The sequence below is a fragment of the Microbulbifer variabilis genome (assembly GCF_052468405.1).
Genome location: NZ_CP174343.1, coordinates 185,537 through 204,609, shown reverse-complemented (window position 1 = coordinate 204,609; position 19,073 = coordinate 185,537). Strand labels below are relative to the sequence as shown.

Genomic DNA, 19,073 nt, shown 5'->3' with positions numbered 1-19,073 from the left:
GCCAAAGCAATGCTTGTGTTATAACTGTGCGCCAACTCGCACTTAGAACAATCAGTCCATAACTACAGCGAGTTTGGTACGGGGATCACGATAAGTAATGAATAAGGCCAGGAAGACGCTTCTGGAAAAGCTGTTTGCCGAGCACGGCCAAGCCCTGGTACGGTTTGTTGCACGCATTGTTAAAAGTCCAGATGATGCCGAAGATATCGCACAACACGCCTACCTGCGCCTGCAAAAACTCAGCGACGAAAAGGAACTGGACAACCCCCGCGCTTACCTCTATCAAATTGCCAACAACCTGGCTGTCGATCAACTGCGCCGGGGCAAGCTGCATGTGGAATATATCAATCAGCAAGTCCCCTTTGATGGGGAGCCCCACAGCGATGATCACGCTGACCATCAATCCCCGGAAAGGGTTCTCGCAGCACGTCAACAGCTTCAGTCCATCTACGAAACCATGGATAAACTGCCACTCAAATGTCGCCAGGCCTTCCTGCTACATAGAGCCCGCGGGCTTTCCTACAGTGAAATTGCACGAGAAATGAATATTTCGGTCAGTAGTGTGGAGAAATATATTCTACAGGCTCTAAAAGCCTGTAGAAAGAAGGTCGACTAAATCTCTGCGATCCCCCAAGAATTCAAAATTTTGTTGAGGGGGGAATCTGCTCAGCCGTCTCAGAATGCAAGGAAGATACTTAAAGCTTGAACAACCCTGCCAATCAGGGCACTTTCAGAATATTTTGCTGACAAAGTGATCGAGTACATTGTGATTATTTCGCAAATGGAAAGTTTGAGCCGCATGCATCACACAAATCAGCGGAATTTGAGTAAGATGCACCACAAATTTAGGCACGACAGTCTCACTGAATAGCCAGAAACACGAAATATCAGAGCAAGCATGAATATCAACGCACAACAAAACTTAAGCGAAGAAAGCCTGGATCAGGCCTGCGCTTGGGTTGCGCGCTTACGCTCTGATGTCGTCAGTAAAGCTGATAAGCGTGATTTTGCAGTTTGGCTGTCCGGGTCGAGTGAGAACCACCAGGCCTTTGAGGAAATTGCAGAGCTATGGGGTGACCTAGGTGCACTTGCACATATGCCGGTTGACCAGCTCTTCCCAGAAAGCACTCCAGCGCCACAAATAGCTGATTCTACTCACGAAAGAAAGCAAAATTTTGGGACCTCGAAGAAGTCAATGCGTAGCCGTTGGGGTATGCCGCAGTGGATCCTCAGTGGTGGGCTAGCTACCTGTGGCGTATTTCTCGCTGCCCTGGTCGGTTTAGAGTGGCTTAATACAGGAAAACCCAAGCAGGAAGTCTATACCACCGAACTTGGTGAGATTCGAACGATAAACCTAGCTGATGGGTCAGAAATAAAACTAAACTCCAACAGTAAGCTGCTTATTAACTACAGCCGAAACGAAAGGCAGACCCAACTAATTCGCGGTGAAGCCTTCTTTGAAGTTGCCCGACAAACTTCCCGACCATTCACTGTCTCAGCCGGCGGTGCCAATATTCGCGTACTTGGGACGGAGTTTAATGTAGAGCTCAACCCGGAGAGCACCAGGGTGTCTGTCACTGAAGGTACAGTATCAGTAAGCGAGGCAGAATCCAGCCCCGGACTGGCCCCAGAGTCGGTAAAATTAACCAAAAACCAGAAAGTCAGCATTACTGATCGAGGCCTTGGCGAAGTCCGTAGGACCTCTCCCGAGGAAGTAACTGACTGGACCCGCGGCCTTCTCGTTTTTGAGAAAACTCCACTAAAAGAGGCCCTAGAGGAGTTAAATCGTTATCTTTCGGTACCTGTAGCTGCCACTCCACAAGTAGAGGGGCGTCTGGTTTCTGGTACTTTCGCCGTTTCTGACCCTGATAATACCCTAGAGGCCATTGCAACAGCCTTACAACTTCAGCAAGACCGCAGTAACTCTAACCTGACTATCTTGTCCCCAAAGCACAACTAGGTTATAACCGTCTTAATTTGGCGGTTGTTTATTGTGCAAATTACAATTTGCCGCCCACTAATAAAATAGTAACAAGTACTTCAGTGCCAGCTATGGCACTGAATACAATAAACACGGGCACCCTCTTTGAAGCTAAAGCACTGGGCTTTTTTCTCTCTGGCTTTGCTGCTACCAAATACTGGTACAGCTGATGCCGCCTGCCCAGAACCCAAAATCCAACTACCAGCAGGGTCGCTTCCCCAGGCCCTAATATCATTAGGCCAACAGTGTAAGATCTCCGTTCTGGTGCAAACCTCATCTGCATCCCGCTATGCGGTACCCAAGCAGACCTTGACAAGTGATGATGGCCAATTCGAACCCATACTACAGCAGTTATTGCGGGACCTTCCATTCACCTACCAGCGCATTGGCCCAAGCTCTTTTGCGATAACACCTAACAAAGAGCAGTCACCAGACCCCTTAGGCACAACCATTCTCCCAACAGAGGAAGTCACTGTTACAGGACAAAGTCTGACGGGCAGCCACCTGCGTCATTACCAGCTTGATAGTTACGCCCCTATCGACCGACTTTCCCGAGAGCAACTTGAGCTTACAGGGGCGCAAACAATTGCGGGCTTATTAAAATTCTTACCGGCAGTATCCGGCAACTCCACCAGCACATCAGTCAGCCAAGAAGACAACGGCACGGCAACAGTATCATTACGCGGCCTACCTGCGAGCAATACCTTAGTCCTGATCAATGGCCGCCGCATCATAGGAGATGGATTTAACGGTGAGGCTACAGACCTCAACACCATTCCCCTGTCTCTGGTTGAGCGCGTTGAAATCCTAAAAGACGGCGCATCAGCTATCTATGGATCAGATGCAATTGCCGGGGTTATCAATATCATTTTGCGCAAGGACTTCGAGGGACTCTCTGTCGATAGCTACTACGGCCAATCATATGAAAAGGACCGCCAGACTGAATCCCACCACCTAACCTGGGGACGGCAAGGGGAGCGCAGTCACCTGATGATAGGCTTGGCACACTATCGACAGGGATCGGTGATGAGCCGCGATCGCAGCCTGTCAGAGTCAGCGGATAGCCGCGGGGATGGCGGTACAGATAAACGTTCATCTGCAATTCCTGAAGGCTTTATTGCTTTAGGCAGAAATCAGGTACTTACCAACGCCCCAAGTGGGAGCTACCAGGATTGGTCTCTTGAGGAGAGGTACAACTACAATGACTACACTTCTGCAATAACCCCTGTCGAAAGTAACTCCGGCTATATATCCACCAGCTTCGATTTAAGTGAGAACACTCAGCTTTTTGCAGAAATAATGGGACTGCACACCTCAGCAGAAGCCACCAACGCTCCCACCCCGGTATTCACCCGCTTTGATAATGGTGAATTGACTATAACAGCAGACAACATCTACAACCCTTTCAATCAAGATGTCATTGACGTCCGGAAACGAATCATTGAACTAGGGCCCCGCATCCAAGAGAACCATGCAACAACCTGGCGTTTTAACGGAGGCCTGAAAGGTGTACACAATGAGTGGCAATGGGAACTCGGCGCAGCTTTTCACCATACCGACAGAACCGAGAAAATCAGTAACTTAATCGATCCTTTTGCTCTCTCCCTGGGGCTAAAGGGGCCTGATGTTTGCAGCACAAATAACGGCTGTACCCCTGTAAATCTTCTAGGTCCAAGTGGCAGCATCAACGAGGAGCAACTGGACTTCATCCGTGACCAAAGCTCCACCCGGAACCATTCACGCATGGAGTCACTAACCTTTGTCTCTGATGGTGCACTAGGGCAAATAAAATCAGGGGAAATACTAGCAGCAGGGGGTATTGAAATTCGACACGAGGGCTTAACCTCAAACTCCAATGACAGCATGGAGCTTTCATTCATTGGAGGCTATACACCTGGCTCAGCTAAAGGGTCCCGTACCATCAGAGAAGCTTTCGCAGAAGTTTCGATACCCATACAAGAAAGTAAACTATGGCTAGATGGCGCAGTAAGACTTTCCGACTACAGTGACTTTGGCAGTACTCATAACCCTAAGTTAGCTATTCGCTGGCACCCTACAAAGAGCCTGCAACTGAGAGCCAGTTTTACTACAGGGTTTAGGGCCCCAACTCTTACCGATATGTACCAGCAGGGTTATCAGAGTCAGGAGTTTATCTTAGATCCATGTACGGGTCAGAATGCAGACAGACTAATTGGATGCTTAAAACAATCAGACAGCGCTCGAATCCAATACCTAACTGAGTTTGGTGGTAACCCCAACCTGAAGCCAGAGACATCAAAAAGCCTCTTCGCCAGTCTCAGCTGGACCCCAAGTCAACTTGAAGGTCTTAACGCAACTATTGAGTTCTACGACATACGACAAGAAGAAGTGATCGGTGCTAGTCCGCAGTTTTTAGTCGAGCAAAATGCTTACATGGGAACCTTTGATCAAAAAGTTATTAGGGATGAAAATGGTGAAATTACAAAAATCTTAGCCACGCGTATCAATAAAGGAAGCCGCCATATAAGAGGCTACGATATTGCCCTCCGCCAAGTGGTAAATCCAGAGGGTATCGGCCAAGTTAGCTTTGCTCTGAACCTGAGCCACATGCTGCACTACCTAAACCAAAGTGCCCCTAGCTTGCCTGAGGAAGACTTAGCAGGATTATTTGTAAATACTGCAAAGGGTGGAGCCGGATCTCTTCCCGACTGGAAAGCTAATGCAGGAATTTATTGGACTGGAAATCAATGGGAAGCCGGATACACTGTACACTTCGTAGGAGAAATGAGGGAGTCCTATGTTGAGGGTAATGCATTTGTAGATCGAAAAATTAATAGCTGGTCTACACACGATTTACAATTTGCCTTCTCTGTCGCATCAAATTATAAACTTTCATTTGGAATAAGAAACCTGTTCGACACCGCCCCTCCTCTTACTATTACCGCTACAGATAATAATTTTGACTATCGCACATATGATTTAACTGGCCGGTTTTTATTTGGTAATATTTCATTCAAATTCTGACTTATAGCCAGCCTCCCAGTTACGTACCAAGATGCAATTCACTACGCCTCCAGAAGAACACCTTCCCCTGAAGCATCAACCGACAACCTAATAGAAGAATTAGATAGCATTACAATACGAATCACCCTAACCCATTGCTATAACGCTATTAAAATAACTTCAACAGCCCTGATTAGGATCGAAAATTTAAGCCCACAATTTCATGACCAAGTATATTAAACTCAATTCAAGGCTAGTATACATCCCACACTTACAACCTTTCCCTTACCCAAAAAAGTGTGAAATCTACATCAGATAAAACAATAAGCACTTCCTCTTTTATTTAGAACTTAAAGAAAAAGCGAGGAAAACCTAGGTGTCGATCATTAAAGGCAATTCTAACAATTGGCTGGGCACTAATATTCTATCAATCACACCACCGACAAGGAAAAAGCAGGTGTGGGTTCAACCTGTCAAGGCAACACCCTGTTTAATAACCTGCTTTGGTGTCGCAAAATTCAGTGTTTTTCTTGGCCTGCTATTAAGCTCGTTAGCAACTTGATTGAGTTTCCTCTGAGTATGCTGCGCCAAGCATGTCTTTTTTGGAAAGTACTGACGGATTAAACTGTTGGTATTCTCATTCGTTCCCCTTTGCCAAGGGCTCTGAGGATCGCAGAAGAAGACAGGAACACCTGTATTTTCCTTAAATTCAGCGTGCTTCGCCAACTCCATTCCTCGGTCCCACGTCAGTGATTGGCAAAGCTCTTTTGGCAGTTTTTAGACCTAGCAACAAGCACCTGGTTCACAGAAGTCGCATCTTTCCCTTTCAATTTAAGAATGATCGTAAACCGCGATTTTCGATCCACAAGCGTGGCGAGATGAGTGTTGTTTGAACCTGACACTAAGTCACCCTCCCAATGACCTAAAACACATCGCTCTTGTATCTCCTGAGGACGCTCCCTTATCGATATACCGTTGAAGATGTTGATAGTACCGCGCTCGCCTTTACGTGAATGTTGTTTGCTGTGACGAAGACTGTGAGATCGACGCGAATGCTTTACTAGCTTATGATGAAGTGCTGAACGCACATGGAAGTACAGTGTTTTATAGATAGTCTCTGCTGATATCTGCATTGATTCATCAGCCTGATATGTCTTCCTTAACCAACCCGATATCTGCTCTGGAGACCAGTTCAACTCTAATTTTTCCAAAACAAGCTTCTTTAGCCTCGAGTTTTGCTCCTGCAAATACGGCTTGGGACGCCTTGCCATCCGTTTTGTACGGTTGTTTGCGTCTACTGCTTTACAGTATCGTCGCCCCCGATTTCTCTGAATCTCACGCGAGATTGTGGATGGATTCCGATTCAAGGAGCGAGCGATTGCTCGAATACTTTGTTTTGCAGAAAGATCTGCACGTATTTCCTCGCGTTCGGCTAATGTGAGGTGTTGAGGAGATGGCTTTCTGGATATTGGTTTAATTCCGCCAGTATCTCTCAAAACAGTAAAAATGGTTCCTGACTTAGAATCTATGGCATTGGCAATTTCACAAAAGCCAATGCCCTTTTTCCAAGCGTCGAAAATCCACTCCTTTTCTTCTGCTGTAAATATGCGCTTCATTCAATGATCCCCCGATAGGCCATATTCCTACAGGGGTGTTGCACTGATCAATTGAATCTACAGGTACTTAGATTAGGAGAATAAAGTAAAGAAACTCAACCTCAATAAAAAGCGTCACTGAGGCCAATAAATTGATATTGGTTTAGGTTACTTTAAACAACCATGTAGAACTTCGTAGTATTTGACCGATAATCTTTCTAAGAAATTAACAAAAATCAAAGCAATAAAAAGGGGGCTAAAATAGCCCCCTTAATATGATGCTTTAACAGCTCTTAGAACTGATAGGTAACACCAGCCCAGGCGTAGCGGCCCTGGAAGTCGTAAGTGCCGTTCCAATCGCTACCTGAAGTAGTAGACGGTTCACGATCGGTCACATTATCGATACCAGCGGTTAGGCGCATGGACTCATTTACATCCCAGCCTGCTTTCAAATTCAGATAAGTGTGGGAAGGCATGTCCATGTATGGGCTGTGGCCATCACCAATGTACTGAATGTCAGCTCCAAAGTCCCAGTTGTCAGCGTACCAGGTTGCACTGGCAAGGCCGCGCCACTTGGTGTAAGCCTCACTGGTAGTGCCAATGTAGTCTACCCGGTCAGTGGTCTGGTCTGTCTGAGAGTTGTACTCTTCGTACTCAAGCAGGTGAGTTGCCTGGGCACGCAGAGCCAATTTACCCGCATCGTAATGGAAGTTCTGAACTACATCGATATCAATACCGCTGGTGTTGATCTCACCGATGTTCATCAGGGAGCCTTCCAGATACTCGATCTGGCCACTGTCGCTGCGGCGTACCAGCGTACAAGCTATAGCGTTGCCATCGCGGTAGCAGTCATCCAGGATTTGCTGTGTATCAGCTGAAGTGATTGCATCCTCGACTTCAATTTTGAAGTAATCAAGGGTGATAGACAGATCTTCAGCAAAAGCCGGGGTCCATACGATACCAGCCGTGAAGCTTGTAGATTCTTCAGGCTGCAGATCTTCGTTACCACCGATGTTGGTTGGTACCTGATTGCCTGCTTGGGTGAAGCCTGCGCCTACCATGCCACAGTTTGCACCCTGCCCATCCTCATTGTTGCTGCTGGTATCACAGGGATCGATGAGGTACTCGTAGCTCTGAGCAGAACCACTATAGAGTTCATAGATACCTGGAGCACGGAATGCAGTGGATAAGCTGGTGCGGAAACGCAGGTTTTCTGTTGGTGCGTATACAGCGCCAAGCTTATAAGTTGCCTGACCGCCAAAGGTGTCATAGTCAGAGTAACGTACAGCAGCGTCAACGGAGAGTTCATCAGCAAACTTGGCACCAGACAGGATTGGCAGGTTGAATTCTGCAAATACCTCAGTTACCGCAAAGTCGCCAGAAGTGGCATCTTGTTGGTTGCTAAAGGTCTCACCAAGTTGAGTTTCTTCACTCGGATTAAACTCACCAGACTCTTTACGATACTCAACGCCCGCAGCAAAACCTAAAGCTCCACCTTGGAACTGAATAGGTTCGATGTCTCCGGTCAAGCTGGCGCCGACATTAAGCATATCGTATTCGTTGTCTTCACGATCGGTGTAGCTGATGTAGTCGATAACTTCACCGCTCATGCCGCCGAGGAACTGGATATCTTCCTCTGCAATACCGCTTACACCATCAAGAATTTCCTGAACTTTCGTCTTGCTGATGGAGTTGCCAACGGTGTTATCACCTTCGTTTCTGCCGTAGCTCACGAACGCATCCCAGCCCCAGCCATTGGAGAAATCACCACGCAAGCCGCCGAGAATTCGGTAAGTTTCAGTTTGTTGCTCAGAGTCGCGAGTACCACCAGCAACCGGGCGTAAGCGCACATCACTGAGGCCGTCTTGCCAGTTTTCCCCGTGAGTGGCTTCTGGTTCAGTAGGCTTCAGGTCATCAGGGCTGCCCTGGGCTTCCCACTCTGCAACAGCTGCGTTATATGCCGCGAGCTCAATTTGGTAGGCATCTTCAGCCGCTTGCCAAGCGTCGGACAACTGAGACTGGACTTCTGCTGAAAGATGGTCAGCAGTGATGTTCAGGCCATTGCCTGCATACATCGGCTGAGCAGCAAGCTGCTGATTGGTAGTTTTAGTGGTGTAAGAACCTTCTCCATAGAATTCGATGGAGTCAGTAATTGAGAAGGTGCCGCTTCCTGTAAAGCTGGTACGTTCCATAGACCCGGACAGCCACATGTACTGGCCAATGTCGTAGGAGGAGTAATCACCAAGCGTTTCACCATCCTCACCAACACTAAAAGCACCGTAGTTGGTGAAAATATTGCCAGTCGGGGACATAGAGCTTTGTAGGCCAGCCCAGTCACGGTCGGTGTAAGCGATCTCATCGCGCTTACTATGAGTAACGTTGCCGATGAATTGTCCGCGATCAAACTCTTTACCGAAAGTGATAGACAGCTCGCCATTCTCTCCGCCACCAGCTTCAGTAGCACCAGCACGGGCATTTATACGCACACCATCGAAAGAGTCTTTCAATACTACGTTGATAACTCCAGCCACAGCGTCAGAGCCGTATACCGCAGAGGCACCATCAGTCAGCACTTCAATCCGGTCAATCATGTCTACAGGGATATTGTTCATATCTACAGCAGAACTCACGCCTGAGCTTGAAGACACAAAGCGGCGACCATTAACCAGTACCAGGGTACGCGCTGAACCCAGGTTACGTAGGTCCACGAATGAAAGACCAGCACCGCCATTATTATCGTTGGCGTTGATACCGGTGGTACCCATGGACGGTAGTTGGTTCAACAGTTCGTCGATGGTGCCCACTCCAGAACGCTGGATGGCTTCTGAGTCAACGAGGGTAATTGGGCCAGTAGTGGACAGTGGGTCACGCGCAATGCGAGAACCAGTAACAACTACTTCTTCAACCTCTGGTCCGGGGACGGATTCCTGGGCGAATACGCCAGTGCTGGCGATCGTGCCCAGTGCTGCAATGGCAACGCTCAGTTTGGTCTTGATCATAGTGGAACCTTCTTATACTTAAGGTACTTAAACTGCTTTTATCTATTAGCATTCTTAAAGAACGTACCTGACTTTAAAGCATTGAAGAGATTTATGGAACTATTGTGACTTTTTTTTGTTCAAGGTTGGCTTTCTTGTGATTAAAAACAAAAAGATATTTAGTACATATACCGTTCGATATCAGATATACATACTTATCTAGCAGTCTAAAATTAGCTTTATATTGCGAAATACAGGGCTTTATTAGTATAAAAACACTTAAGCCCAATGCTATCCAAGATAAGCTGATTGAAGGCTATTTTGGCAAGATTTAGCCCCGGGTTTACTCATATTAGGGGGAGCTTGTGGGGAAATGGGGTGAGAGAGCAAAGGGTCCTCTACCAATTCAGGACTTATCGATCTCTCTAGAATGAAAACATGAAACTGTATAGCCAGGACTTAAAGAGTCCTCTTGATGAGATTATTCTCAAGGAGGCAGCGATCTGTATCATTATGAACCTATATCACTTACCACACATGACTGACAAACCTCATTACAGTCAGCTCACGCTGCCCCCTAGGCCCAGAACTCACCAGACCAACCTAAAAACCCCTGCTTATTATCACATTCCGACCTCTACCCCCAAAAACCACTAGTGGAAACACACATCAACCAAAAAGATAAAAGCCAAAATTAAAAAAGAGTGCCGCTCACCATGAGAATGATCGAAAATTAAGAGGAACTTCACTTTACGCAATAAATATCGAAAGTTTTTACTTCAAGACCATTAAGAAAGAATCAGTTATTAGAACCAGCCGGTTTTACCATCTTTATTAACATGAGCAATATAGTTCTTAATTAGCCTGCCCCTGAATCGTTCCTTTCTCCGCCTTAGGGTGACCTCAACGATTGGTGGCCTTATAATAGATCCGCCTTTATTTAAGCATTAGCATGGACTTGTTTAAGATAATTGGAAATATCTAATGAGAAAAAAATCACTCATCTCTGTTTTTTTCGGATTGGGGCTACTTATAGGCTGCGCAAGTGAGCAACAACAAGGCCAAAACATTGCGCCATCCAGCCAAAATACAAATGAAGTCGAGAGTAACACCAGCAATCAACTGATTTGTAAATCAAGAGCAATTACCGGCTCCAGGTTTAAGCAAAAAACATGCATGACAGCGGAAGAATGGAAAAGGATGTCTCGCGAGTCATCCAACATGGTAAATAACCAAAATCGTAAAGGGGTTTTAGGCAATCCTGAAGGTGGATAATTTGTACCAACTAAAGTTTTTGGGGCAGAAGCTTCAAAAAAATTGATCATCCACCAAGGCGCTTGTGTAAGCGCCTTTTTTTTCAATCATCTGCTGTGGACAACTCAAATGACTAAACCTCAGGCTTCATTTAGTGAATTGCAACAATCCAGAAAGCTCATTAATAAGCACCAATATACAGCAGCTGAGGCTAAATTACTGAGGGTTCTAGAAGACTCTGATAACAACTTGAAAACTTTGGCTCTTGAGGAACTATACAAACTTACGTTGAGGCTTGGCAGAAAGGATAAGGCCCTAGATCATTTATTTTCTCTTGCTTCAATAAAAAAAAATGACACAAGCTATTGGGCCGAAGCATATAAGCTAGCTCAGTCACAAGGATATAACGATAAGGCTATACAGGCTCTAAACTATTACATCCAACAAACGCCAGAGTGCTCCCCAAACATTGTCTACAACCTCGCATACCATTTAAAAATAGAAAACAGACTTTCAGAATCCTTATCCTTTTACAAAAAAGCTCTGAGCAAGGGGATCTCAAATCCGGAAGAGGTCTACACAAATATCGGGGTCATTTATTCTGAACTAAGACAAGAGGATAAAGCCAAAGACAGTTATCAGCTTGCACTAAATAAAAACAGAGAATATACACCCGCCCTTTTAAACCTTGCCGCTCTGTTTGAAGAACAAGGCGACAAACAGAAAGCAACTAAAATATATCACGAAGCCCTGAAAGTCGATCCAAAATGCAGTTTGGCTCTCGCTCGACTATCATATATGTGCCATGCCGACAGCATCCAGGACCCTCGTATAAACAATATAAGAAAAGCCTTAGATTCTGGTAGGCTCTCTAACCTTAACATGGAGGAACTAAATTTCGCACTAGGAAAATTGCTTGATGATTGCCACCAGTATGATGCAGCATTTAAAACTTATTGCGAAGCCAATGCCTTAGGTGCTCAACGAATCCCACCTTACGACCCTAAACTACAGGAGTGGCAAACAAACACACTGAAAGATGTGTTTTTTAAAGATAATTCCATCCCAGAGGGATCAGGGAATAGCAGTATCACTCCAATCTTTATTTGTGGTATGTTCCGTTCAGGCTCCACCCTACTTGAACAAATATTAAGTGGCCACTCTCAAGTCTCCCCAGGTGGAGAAATAGAATTTATACCTGAACAGGTTAAAAAGATGGGAAGCCAATACCCTCGAATCCTGAAGACAAAAAAACAAGAATTTTTCAATAGTTTATCAAAACTCTATATAAAAGAATTAAAAAGACCTGTTCCAATCGAAAAATATATCACAGACAAAAGGCCTGACAACTTCCTCCACATTGGATTAATAAAAAAAATTTTCCCTAAAGCGAAAATAGTATGGACAACAAGAAACTTTTTAGACAACTGCCTATCAATTTTCTTCCAACAAATGGGGCCAGATTTTAATTATTCAGTAAACCTGGAACATATTGCACACTACTACAGCGAACATATTGACTTAATGGATCACTGGAAGAATCTTTTCCCACATGATATCTATGAAATCAACTACGAGAACCTTGTAACTAATTCTGAAATCACAACTAGAGAACTTCTGAGATTTCTAGAGTTACCATGGGAGTCCAGCTGCCTAGACTTCTCCCAAAGGAAAAATTATGTGAAAACAGCCAGTATTTGGCAGGTCCGCGACCCTCTGTATAGCACCTCTATGGGAAGAAATAATTATTACAGCAAGCATTTAAAAATCTTAAATAAATATAAGAGCTAAATCTATTCTAAAACACCAACAAAAAAGGCGCGGCATATCATGCCGCGCCTTTTAACTTCTAAATCTAGCTTCTAAATTTAGAAATCCACTGTCAGACCTAAGAATGCATAACGTCCAAGTGCATCATAGATTCCTGGGAAGGTATTACCATTACCAAAAATACTTGAACCTGCATCAGCGGTTAGAGGTGGCTCCTTGTCAAAAACATTATTAATACCACCACGAATGGTCCAATTTTCAGAAGCTGCCCAAGAAGCAGCTAAATCAAAGTAGTCAACTGCATCAAAGTCTGCTTCATTTGCACCGAGATCAGTAACACCACCAATATGGCGCCAACTACCAACCACATCCAAATTCCAAGGGGTAGACCACGTTGTACGTAAGGTGCTTACGAAATCTGGAGTAGGTGTACCACAAGAACTGCCCCAATTACCGGCGCATTCTTCAACTGGCTCGCCTTTAAACTCCTGCTGATCCCACTTTGTGAGGTATGTTGCAATCAAGTTCATATCAATTGCGCCATAGCTTCCAATATCAAAGCCATAGTTTGCATTAATATCAACCCCTTCAGTCTCAAAGTAACCGATATTGACATCTACCGCTGTAATAGCCGCTTCACCAATCCACAAGTTACCATTACCACCGCGGCTAATAGAATCACAGAATCGAGCCTCACCAGTTTCCAGACACTTATTCAAGATGGTTTCTGGCTGAATATTGGCAATTGCATCCTCAACAGTAATATTGAAGTAGTCGGCACTGACAGTCAGCCCCTCTACAAATGAAGGAGAGTACACAAAACCAAATGAAAGAGTCTCAGACTCCTCTGGTGTCAACTCCTGGTTGCCTCCACCAATAAAATTATATTGACCAGCGGGTGAATCTATTGAATTACCATAGGTGGCTGCAGTAATGCCGCTATTCATACAGGCCTCAAGAGTTGCTGAAGGCGCAACTGGCTGGCCATCTTTAGTGCGAGATCCACAAGGGTCCTCAGTCATATCAAAAAGTTGTATTGACTGGGGGCGAAAAAGTTCACGAATATTTGCATGACGAACTGCTGATTGGAAGCTACCACGCAGTTTTAAGTCTTCAGTAGGCTGCCAGTCCGCTGCAATTTTATAGGTATTAGTCTGCTCATCTGTAGAATAGTCGGAGTAGCGGTAAGCTAGCTCTAATCCCAAGTATTCAATACCTGGCATTCCATTGATGAGTGGGACATTCATCTCACTAAAAATTTCTTTAACACTCAAAGAGCCGTCAACAGGCAATGTTGGTCCACCCTGTCCAGCACCCTCACCATTCTGATAACCAGCATCGGGAGAATAAACCAGGCTCTCACGGCGACTTTCCAGGCCCATTACTACAGCGATACCATTATCTGCGCTGGGGAGTTTCCAGCCGTAATCAGTCAGATCACCGGTCACATATCCTGAGATAATTTCTTGATCAGTCGTACCACGGGCATAAAGTGGCAAGACCAAGTAATCAATCGCTTCCTGAGTTACACCGCCCTCTTGAAATACATTCCAGGGCACACAGTTGGGGTCAGAACCATCAATAACAGATTGACAAACAGGTTGACCGTATGTTTCTGCAAGAGGGTTTCCATTTGCATCCAAACGATCATCAGTACGAACATCCAGCGCGCGGCGAATATTAGTTACAGACATATCGTTCAGATAAGTCTGTTCTAAACTAACTTCAGAATACTGATAGTAAACATCATAGTTCCAGCTATCGTTTATGTCGCCACGCAGCCCAAACACGCCACGGAAGGTGGTGTGACGCATATCATCCTGACGAGGTCCGCCTTCCACATTTCGACGACCAATGTATACCTTACCTGGATTAAAAGTTTGAAGGCCTGTGTCTGGATCAGTATTAACAACTGTTAGATCACTAACATAATTATCTTTTGTTAAGCCGTAAACGCCGCAGATTGCTTGGAACTGCTCTTCAGAAAGAAGAGGGTTGCCGCAATACAAATCATCGGTAACGAAGAAAGCACCTGAGGGGGCAATCTGTGCAACGGTACGGTCATCCGTAAACATCAGCTGAGCATAAGCTTCAGCTTTCTCATTGATTTCATAATGACCGAAAGCACCCATTGTCCAGCGCTCATCAGGGCGCTGGAAGTAGTTCAGTGGGCCATAATTATACAGGCGGCTAAAGTTAGTGAAGCCAGTCCCATCAAGACTGTAGTCAAAGCCCTCTGTATTATCTCCCTCATTGCCCCCAAAATCAGTAAAACGCCCCCAAGGAACTGTTGAGGAGCCACCACACTCGAAGCTGTCAGGGCCTCCATCCAGGCTACAGCCACTGTAATCCCGGTCAGATTGTAGTACTGCATCAATTTTTCGATAGTTCGCATAAGCTGTTACATTACCGCGACCGTTATCGAGATTGGCCCCCATAATCAGGGAGAAATCATTGGTTTCCCCGTCGGTCACACTGCCATCAGCCACATCAAATCCATTAGATTCGACCAAGCTTTGCATTTTGCTGTTGTCATTATTGTGTTGATACACACTTGTTTGGGTTTCGAAACGAACGCCCTCAAAATCATCCATCATGATGAAGTTGACAACACCAGCAATTGCATCAGATCCATAAGTTGCGGAAGAGCCACCTGTAAGTACCTCAACCCGCTCCACTAAAGCGCCAGGTATTTGGTTTAAGTCAGCACCAGAACCACCCTGCAGTGGAGAACCTGCCGGCATTCTGCGACCATCAATCAGCACCAGTGTGCGCTGGGAGCCGAGCCCACGCAAAGAAACCGTTGCCGTACCAGTTGAACCATTGGCCTGCCCAGCTGTTTGAGTAGCAGCAACCTGCGGAAGATCGTTAATCAAATCTTCTACACGTACAACCCCCGTTGCTTTTAAGTCTTCAGCAGTAACGGAAGTTACAGGGCTAACACTCACATCATTCGCACGCTCAATACGGGAGCCTGTTACAACAACCTCTTCCACCATTTGCGCATCTTCTTGGGCAAAAGCTGGCATAGCTGGAACCATAATTGCCGCTGCAGTGAAGCCAAGGGCTCCCTTTACAGCCACAGATAGGAGATTCTTCTTCATGGTCAATCCTCTCTTGATCGTTGGACTTATTTGTTTTTTGTCATTTTTGACGTGTCATGAAAACAACTACCCCCAAGTGGCTGCTTTCTTCCCAACAGTTCTTGGACGGTCTAAACCAGGAAAACCTCAATAAATTCGGGCTTGCCCTTATATTCGTAAAAGTCACTTTTGTCCTAGGAAAAATAATTCACCTAAGCAGAGAATCACGCACTTCGCATTAGCAAGCAGTATATTTATGGAAAGGAAAGAGATGGCTAAAAATCAAGCCCTAGATGAAGCGGAACCAAAACAAGTACTAGCGAGGACTCTAGAGGAGAGGAAAATAAAAAAGCGGGCCTTATGGCCCGCTGTTAGCGATTTCAGTAAAGAGGATTAGAACTCCATACGAACGCCCACGAATGCACTGCGACCAATATCATTGTAGACAGCAGCAGCAGTATCGTGCCCGGTTGTATTGCCCGGAATGCCAGTCAGAATAACCGGAGCCTCTTCATCCAGAACATTATTAATACCGAGATTTGCGCTGATGCTATCAGTGAATTGGTAGGAAGCGTACAGGTCATGGGTGACATAAGTGCCCACCTCAAAATTGTACAGGTCATTACTCAAGTCAGGCACTGCATCGCCAATGAAAGAGGTCTCCCACTGTACCATCAGTCGATCCAAGGAGTAATTAACTGTCGCAACCCACTCGTTCTCAGAAATACCAACTTCTCCTACGAGTTCATCGCCCTCTCCAAACTTAGTCTCAGTGTAATCAATTATATGACCATAGACTAAAGACAGATCCAACTGACCGCTACCTAATTCCATACCCCACTGAACCTGGACATCCACACCTTCGGTCTCGAGGGAACCTTCATTGATATAGCCAGAATTCACTTCAGTAATTTCACCCAACTGGAAGTCAGCGCCTGAAGTATCACGAACGATAAAGTCACAGAAGTTATTTGGATAGCTGGTAGAGTTGAAACAGTAATCCACGGATGTCTGACGACCAACAGTATCGATTAGATTTTCAATTTCGATATTGTACCAGTCAACAGAGACAGACAGACTACCAATACCCAAGTCACGATCAAACACCACACCTAAGGTGTAACTGTCAGAAGTCTCTGGATCCAAGTTACCGTTGCCCTGATTAACGAAACCGCCAGTTCCTTGGATTTCAGTCTGTGTCAAGTCGAACACACCCTGATCCGCAATTCGAGCAGCTACAGCAGGAATAGCACGGCAGTTTTCAGCGATAGTACCAGTGGTGGTTGCAGTTACCCCATTACAAGGGTCGCTTACTGCACCAAAGGATTCTCCACCAGGCGCGAAAAGTTCACTGATATTTGGAGCACGTACAGCGCGTGCATACTGACCACGAACTCGTAAATCATCATTGATAACCCACGAAACACGAGCAGTATAAGCATCGGTATTGCCAACAGTGCTGTAATCTGCATAACGATATGCAGCGCCGACACTCAACTCTTGGACACCAGGAAGACCCGAGAGTATTGGTGCCTCTACCTCAACATACAACTCAGTAGCATCGAAGCTGCCTTCAGTAGGCTCTTCTTTGTTTCCGGCATTCTGACCGGTGCGAGTTAAGGCGTCAGGGAAATCTGCCGCGTACTCATCACGGTACTCGAGGCCAGCAGCCAAGCTTAAGGGGCCAGAAGGTAACTCAAACAGCTCGCCACTTATGTTGATACCACCAAAGGTTTGCTTGGTGCGCTGGTCGCGAATTGACGGAGCAGTTACATACTTTGCTGCATCCGCAGAAATGGCACCATAACCAAACAGGTTAATTGGTACGCACCCTTCTGCCACTGCCGCGGCATCAGCACATACGATATTGCCATCGCCATCAACGGTCGCATCCAACGCATTTCGGAAGTTGGAAATATTAAGCTGACCTGTGCCACGCTGGCTATCCTGCATTTGGCCTTGACCAAAGTAAGCATCCCAATTCCAGTCGTTGAACTCACCGCGCAGACCTACCAAGCCACGGAAAGTTTGACGCTCCGCAAAAGAGCCCCGCTGCTCCAGCTCTGTGGTACGACGGAAATATTCGATTACGTCGTCACCCTCAGCTACTACAGCGGCGCGCAGGTCATCTGGTACGAAGGGGTTATCAACAGAGATCCCAGTAATGAATAAGTCATCGTTACTGTGTGGGTATGGCTCGATTTCACTCTGCGTTTCGGTGCGGGCAAAGGTGGTCTCGATAAACGCTTCCAAAGAGTCATTAATCTGATAGTTCAGGTTAGAACTAATCAGGTAGCGTTCTGTTGGCACAGTGTAGCGACGGAAGTTTTGGCGGTTAAACCCATACTTCTCCTGATCCCAAGGAACAACTTGGCCACCATCAACTACATAAGAGTCCCCTGTGGATGGGACAAAGAAGCGGCCGTGCTCAGAGTAGGAGGAGTAAAATGGAGCGGTGCTATCCTGACAATCGTCGATATTTTGTGTCAAACGGCAAGTAGCAATATCGTCAACTTCAGTATTCTTGCGGTCACGTGCCAAAACACCTTTTTGATCGGTGTAGGTCATAGAGATAACGGCATTACCTTTACCGTCATCAAAATTGCCGCCAGCAGTGATGTTAAAACGATCCGTTTGGTCATCGCCAAACTCTACAGTTTCACCATGCGAGGAGGTGATGCTCACCCCTTCGAAATCATCCTTGAGGATAACGTTGATTACACCAGCAAGTGCATCAGAACCATAGATGGCCGATGCACCACCAGTAATAACTTCTACACGCTCGATTAGCTCAGTAGGGATAGTGTTCCAGTCAACAGCTGATGTACCTGCAACACCAGAAACGTAACGACGCCCGTTAACCAGTACAAGGGTACGATCCTCTCCCAGGTTGCGAAGCTCAACGGTGTTGATACCAGCCCCAGAAGTAAAGAAGTTAGAGTTGCTACTAGAAATACCTGACACACCAGTTGCCGGCAGACTCCGCAGAACATCAGCACTGTTCACCATGCCGGAGAATTCGATACTCTCAGAGTTTACGGTTGTGATTGGTGTAGCAGCTTCCAGGTTAGATCTGGTGATGCGTGAACCGGTTACGATTACTTCCTCAACCAGTGTCGCGTCATTTGCATCCGCGGATTCCTGGGCAAAAGCTTGGCCAGTTGCTCCAAGGACTACAGATACTCCAAGTGCTGTCTTGATTGCAGACGAAAGGATATTCCTTTTCATTGTTTTATCTCTCTCTAGAGTAGGGCTGGGGCCCTACTAGATACGTTTGAGTTTACTCATGAAGCAACCACCCCCATGGCCACTTCAGCTCCCAACGTAGATAGAGACGAACCAGATACTCCCCCCCTCAATAAAAATTTACCCAAAACTCAAAAAAAGTGCTTACCTTGCTAACCTGCATCTCTGAACACTTCCCTCAATT

General features: G+C 45.9%; 8 protein-coding genes and 1 pseudogene. 5 read left to right on the top strand and 4 right to left on the bottom strand.

Annotated elements, in window-relative coordinates; translation table 11 throughout:
* Positions 1-97 precede the first annotated feature (97 nt).
* The 3 genes from ACJJJB_RS01195 to ACJJJB_RS01185 all read left to right on the top strand — a co-directional run bounded on the left by ACJJJB_RS01195 (position 98) and on the right by ACJJJB_RS01185 (position 4,984).
* A complete protein-coding gene (locus ACJJJB_RS01195; protein WP_020412022.1) occupies positions 98-616 on the top strand; it encodes an RNA polymerase sigma factor in 519 nt (172 codons plus the stop codon).
* A gap of 282 nt (positions 617-898) precedes the next feature.
* On the top strand, positions 899-1,960 hold the full coding sequence (locus tag ACJJJB_RS01190; RefSeq protein ID WP_445365543.1) for a FecR family protein: 1,062 nt from the start codon (positions 899-901) through the stop codon (positions 1,958-1,960).
* A gap of 126 nt (positions 1,961-2,086) precedes the next feature.
* Positions 2,087-4,984, top strand: coding sequence for a TonB-dependent receptor (locus ACJJJB_RS01185; protein WP_445365542.1), 2,898 nt, complete (start codon positions 2,087-2,089; stop codon positions 4,982-4,984).
* A 444-nt stretch (positions 4,985-5,428) separates the two neighbouring features.
* On the opposite strand, the pseudogene ACJJJB_RS01180 reads toward ACJJJB_RS01185, so the two are convergent.
* A pseudogene (locus ACJJJB_RS01180) lies at positions 5,429-6,579 on the bottom strand (IS30 family transposase).
* 272 nt (positions 6,580-6,851) lie between these two features.
* On the bottom strand, positions 6,852-9,557 hold the full coding sequence (locus tag ACJJJB_RS01175; RefSeq protein WP_445365541.1) for a TonB-dependent receptor plug domain-containing protein: 2,706 nt from the start codon (positions 9,555-9,557) through the stop codon (positions 6,852-6,854).
* A gap of 963 nt (positions 9,558-10,520) precedes the next feature.
* Between ACJJJB_RS01175 and ACJJJB_RS01170 the strand changes: the two genes are divergently transcribed.
* Complete coding sequence (locus ACJJJB_RS01170; protein WP_020412015.1) at positions 10,521-10,811, top strand: hypothetical protein; 291 nt, start codon at positions 10,521-10,523, stop codon at positions 10,809-10,811.
* Positions 10,812-10,919: 108 nt separating this feature from the next.
* Positions 10,920-12,581, top strand: coding sequence for a tetratricopeptide repeat-containing sulfotransferase family protein (locus ACJJJB_RS01165; protein ID WP_445365540.1), 1,662 nt, complete (start codon positions 10,920-10,922; stop codon positions 12,579-12,581).
* Between the two features lie 77 nt (positions 12,582-12,658).
* On the opposite strand, the gene ACJJJB_RS01160 is transcribed toward ACJJJB_RS01165, so the two are convergent.
* Together ACJJJB_RS01160 and ACJJJB_RS01155 are read right to left on the bottom strand one after the other, a co-directional pair.
* The gene (locus ACJJJB_RS01160; protein WP_020412013.1) at positions 12,659-15,664 is read right to left on the bottom strand and encodes a TonB-dependent receptor plug domain-containing protein; all 3,006 of its coding nucleotides are present in this window, start codon (positions 15,662-15,664) and stop codon (positions 12,659-12,661) included.
* 372 nt (positions 15,665-16,036) lie between these two features.
* Positions 16,037-18,871, bottom strand: coding sequence for a TonB-dependent receptor plug domain-containing protein (locus ACJJJB_RS01155; protein ID WP_282951594.1), 2,835 nt, complete (start codon positions 18,869-18,871; stop codon positions 16,037-16,039).
* Between the last annotated feature and the right edge of the window lie 202 nt (positions 18,872-19,073).

Excerpts from the sequence above, each read along its gene's own strand:
- ACJJJB_RS01190 (WP_445365543.1), top strand. The coding sequence starts at position 899 with ATGAATATCAACGCACAACAAAACTTAAGCGAAGAAAGCCTGGATCAG.
- ACJJJB_RS01165 (WP_445365540.1), top strand. The coding sequence starts at position 10,920 with ATGACTAAACCTCAGGCTTCATTTAGTGAATTGCAACAATCCAGAAAG.
- ACJJJB_RS01170 (WP_020412015.1), top strand. The coding sequence starts at position 10,521 with ATGAGAAAAAAATCACTCATCTCTGTTTTTTTCGGATTGGGGCTACTT.
- ACJJJB_RS01155 (WP_282951594.1), bottom strand. The coding sequence starts at position 18,871 with ATGAAAAGGAATATCCTTTCGTCTGCAATCAAGACAGCACTTGGAGTA.
- ACJJJB_RS01175 (WP_445365541.1), bottom strand. The coding sequence starts at position 9,557 with ATGATCAAGACCAAACTGAGCGTTGCCATTGCAGCACTGGGCACGATC.
- ACJJJB_RS01160 (WP_020412013.1), bottom strand. The coding sequence starts at position 15,664 with ATGAAGAAGAATCTCCTATCTGTGGCTGTAAAGGGAGCCCTTGGCTTC.
- ACJJJB_RS01195 (WP_020412022.1), top strand. The coding sequence starts at position 98 with ATGAATAAGGCCAGGAAGACGCTTCTGGAAAAGCTGTTTGCCGAGCAC.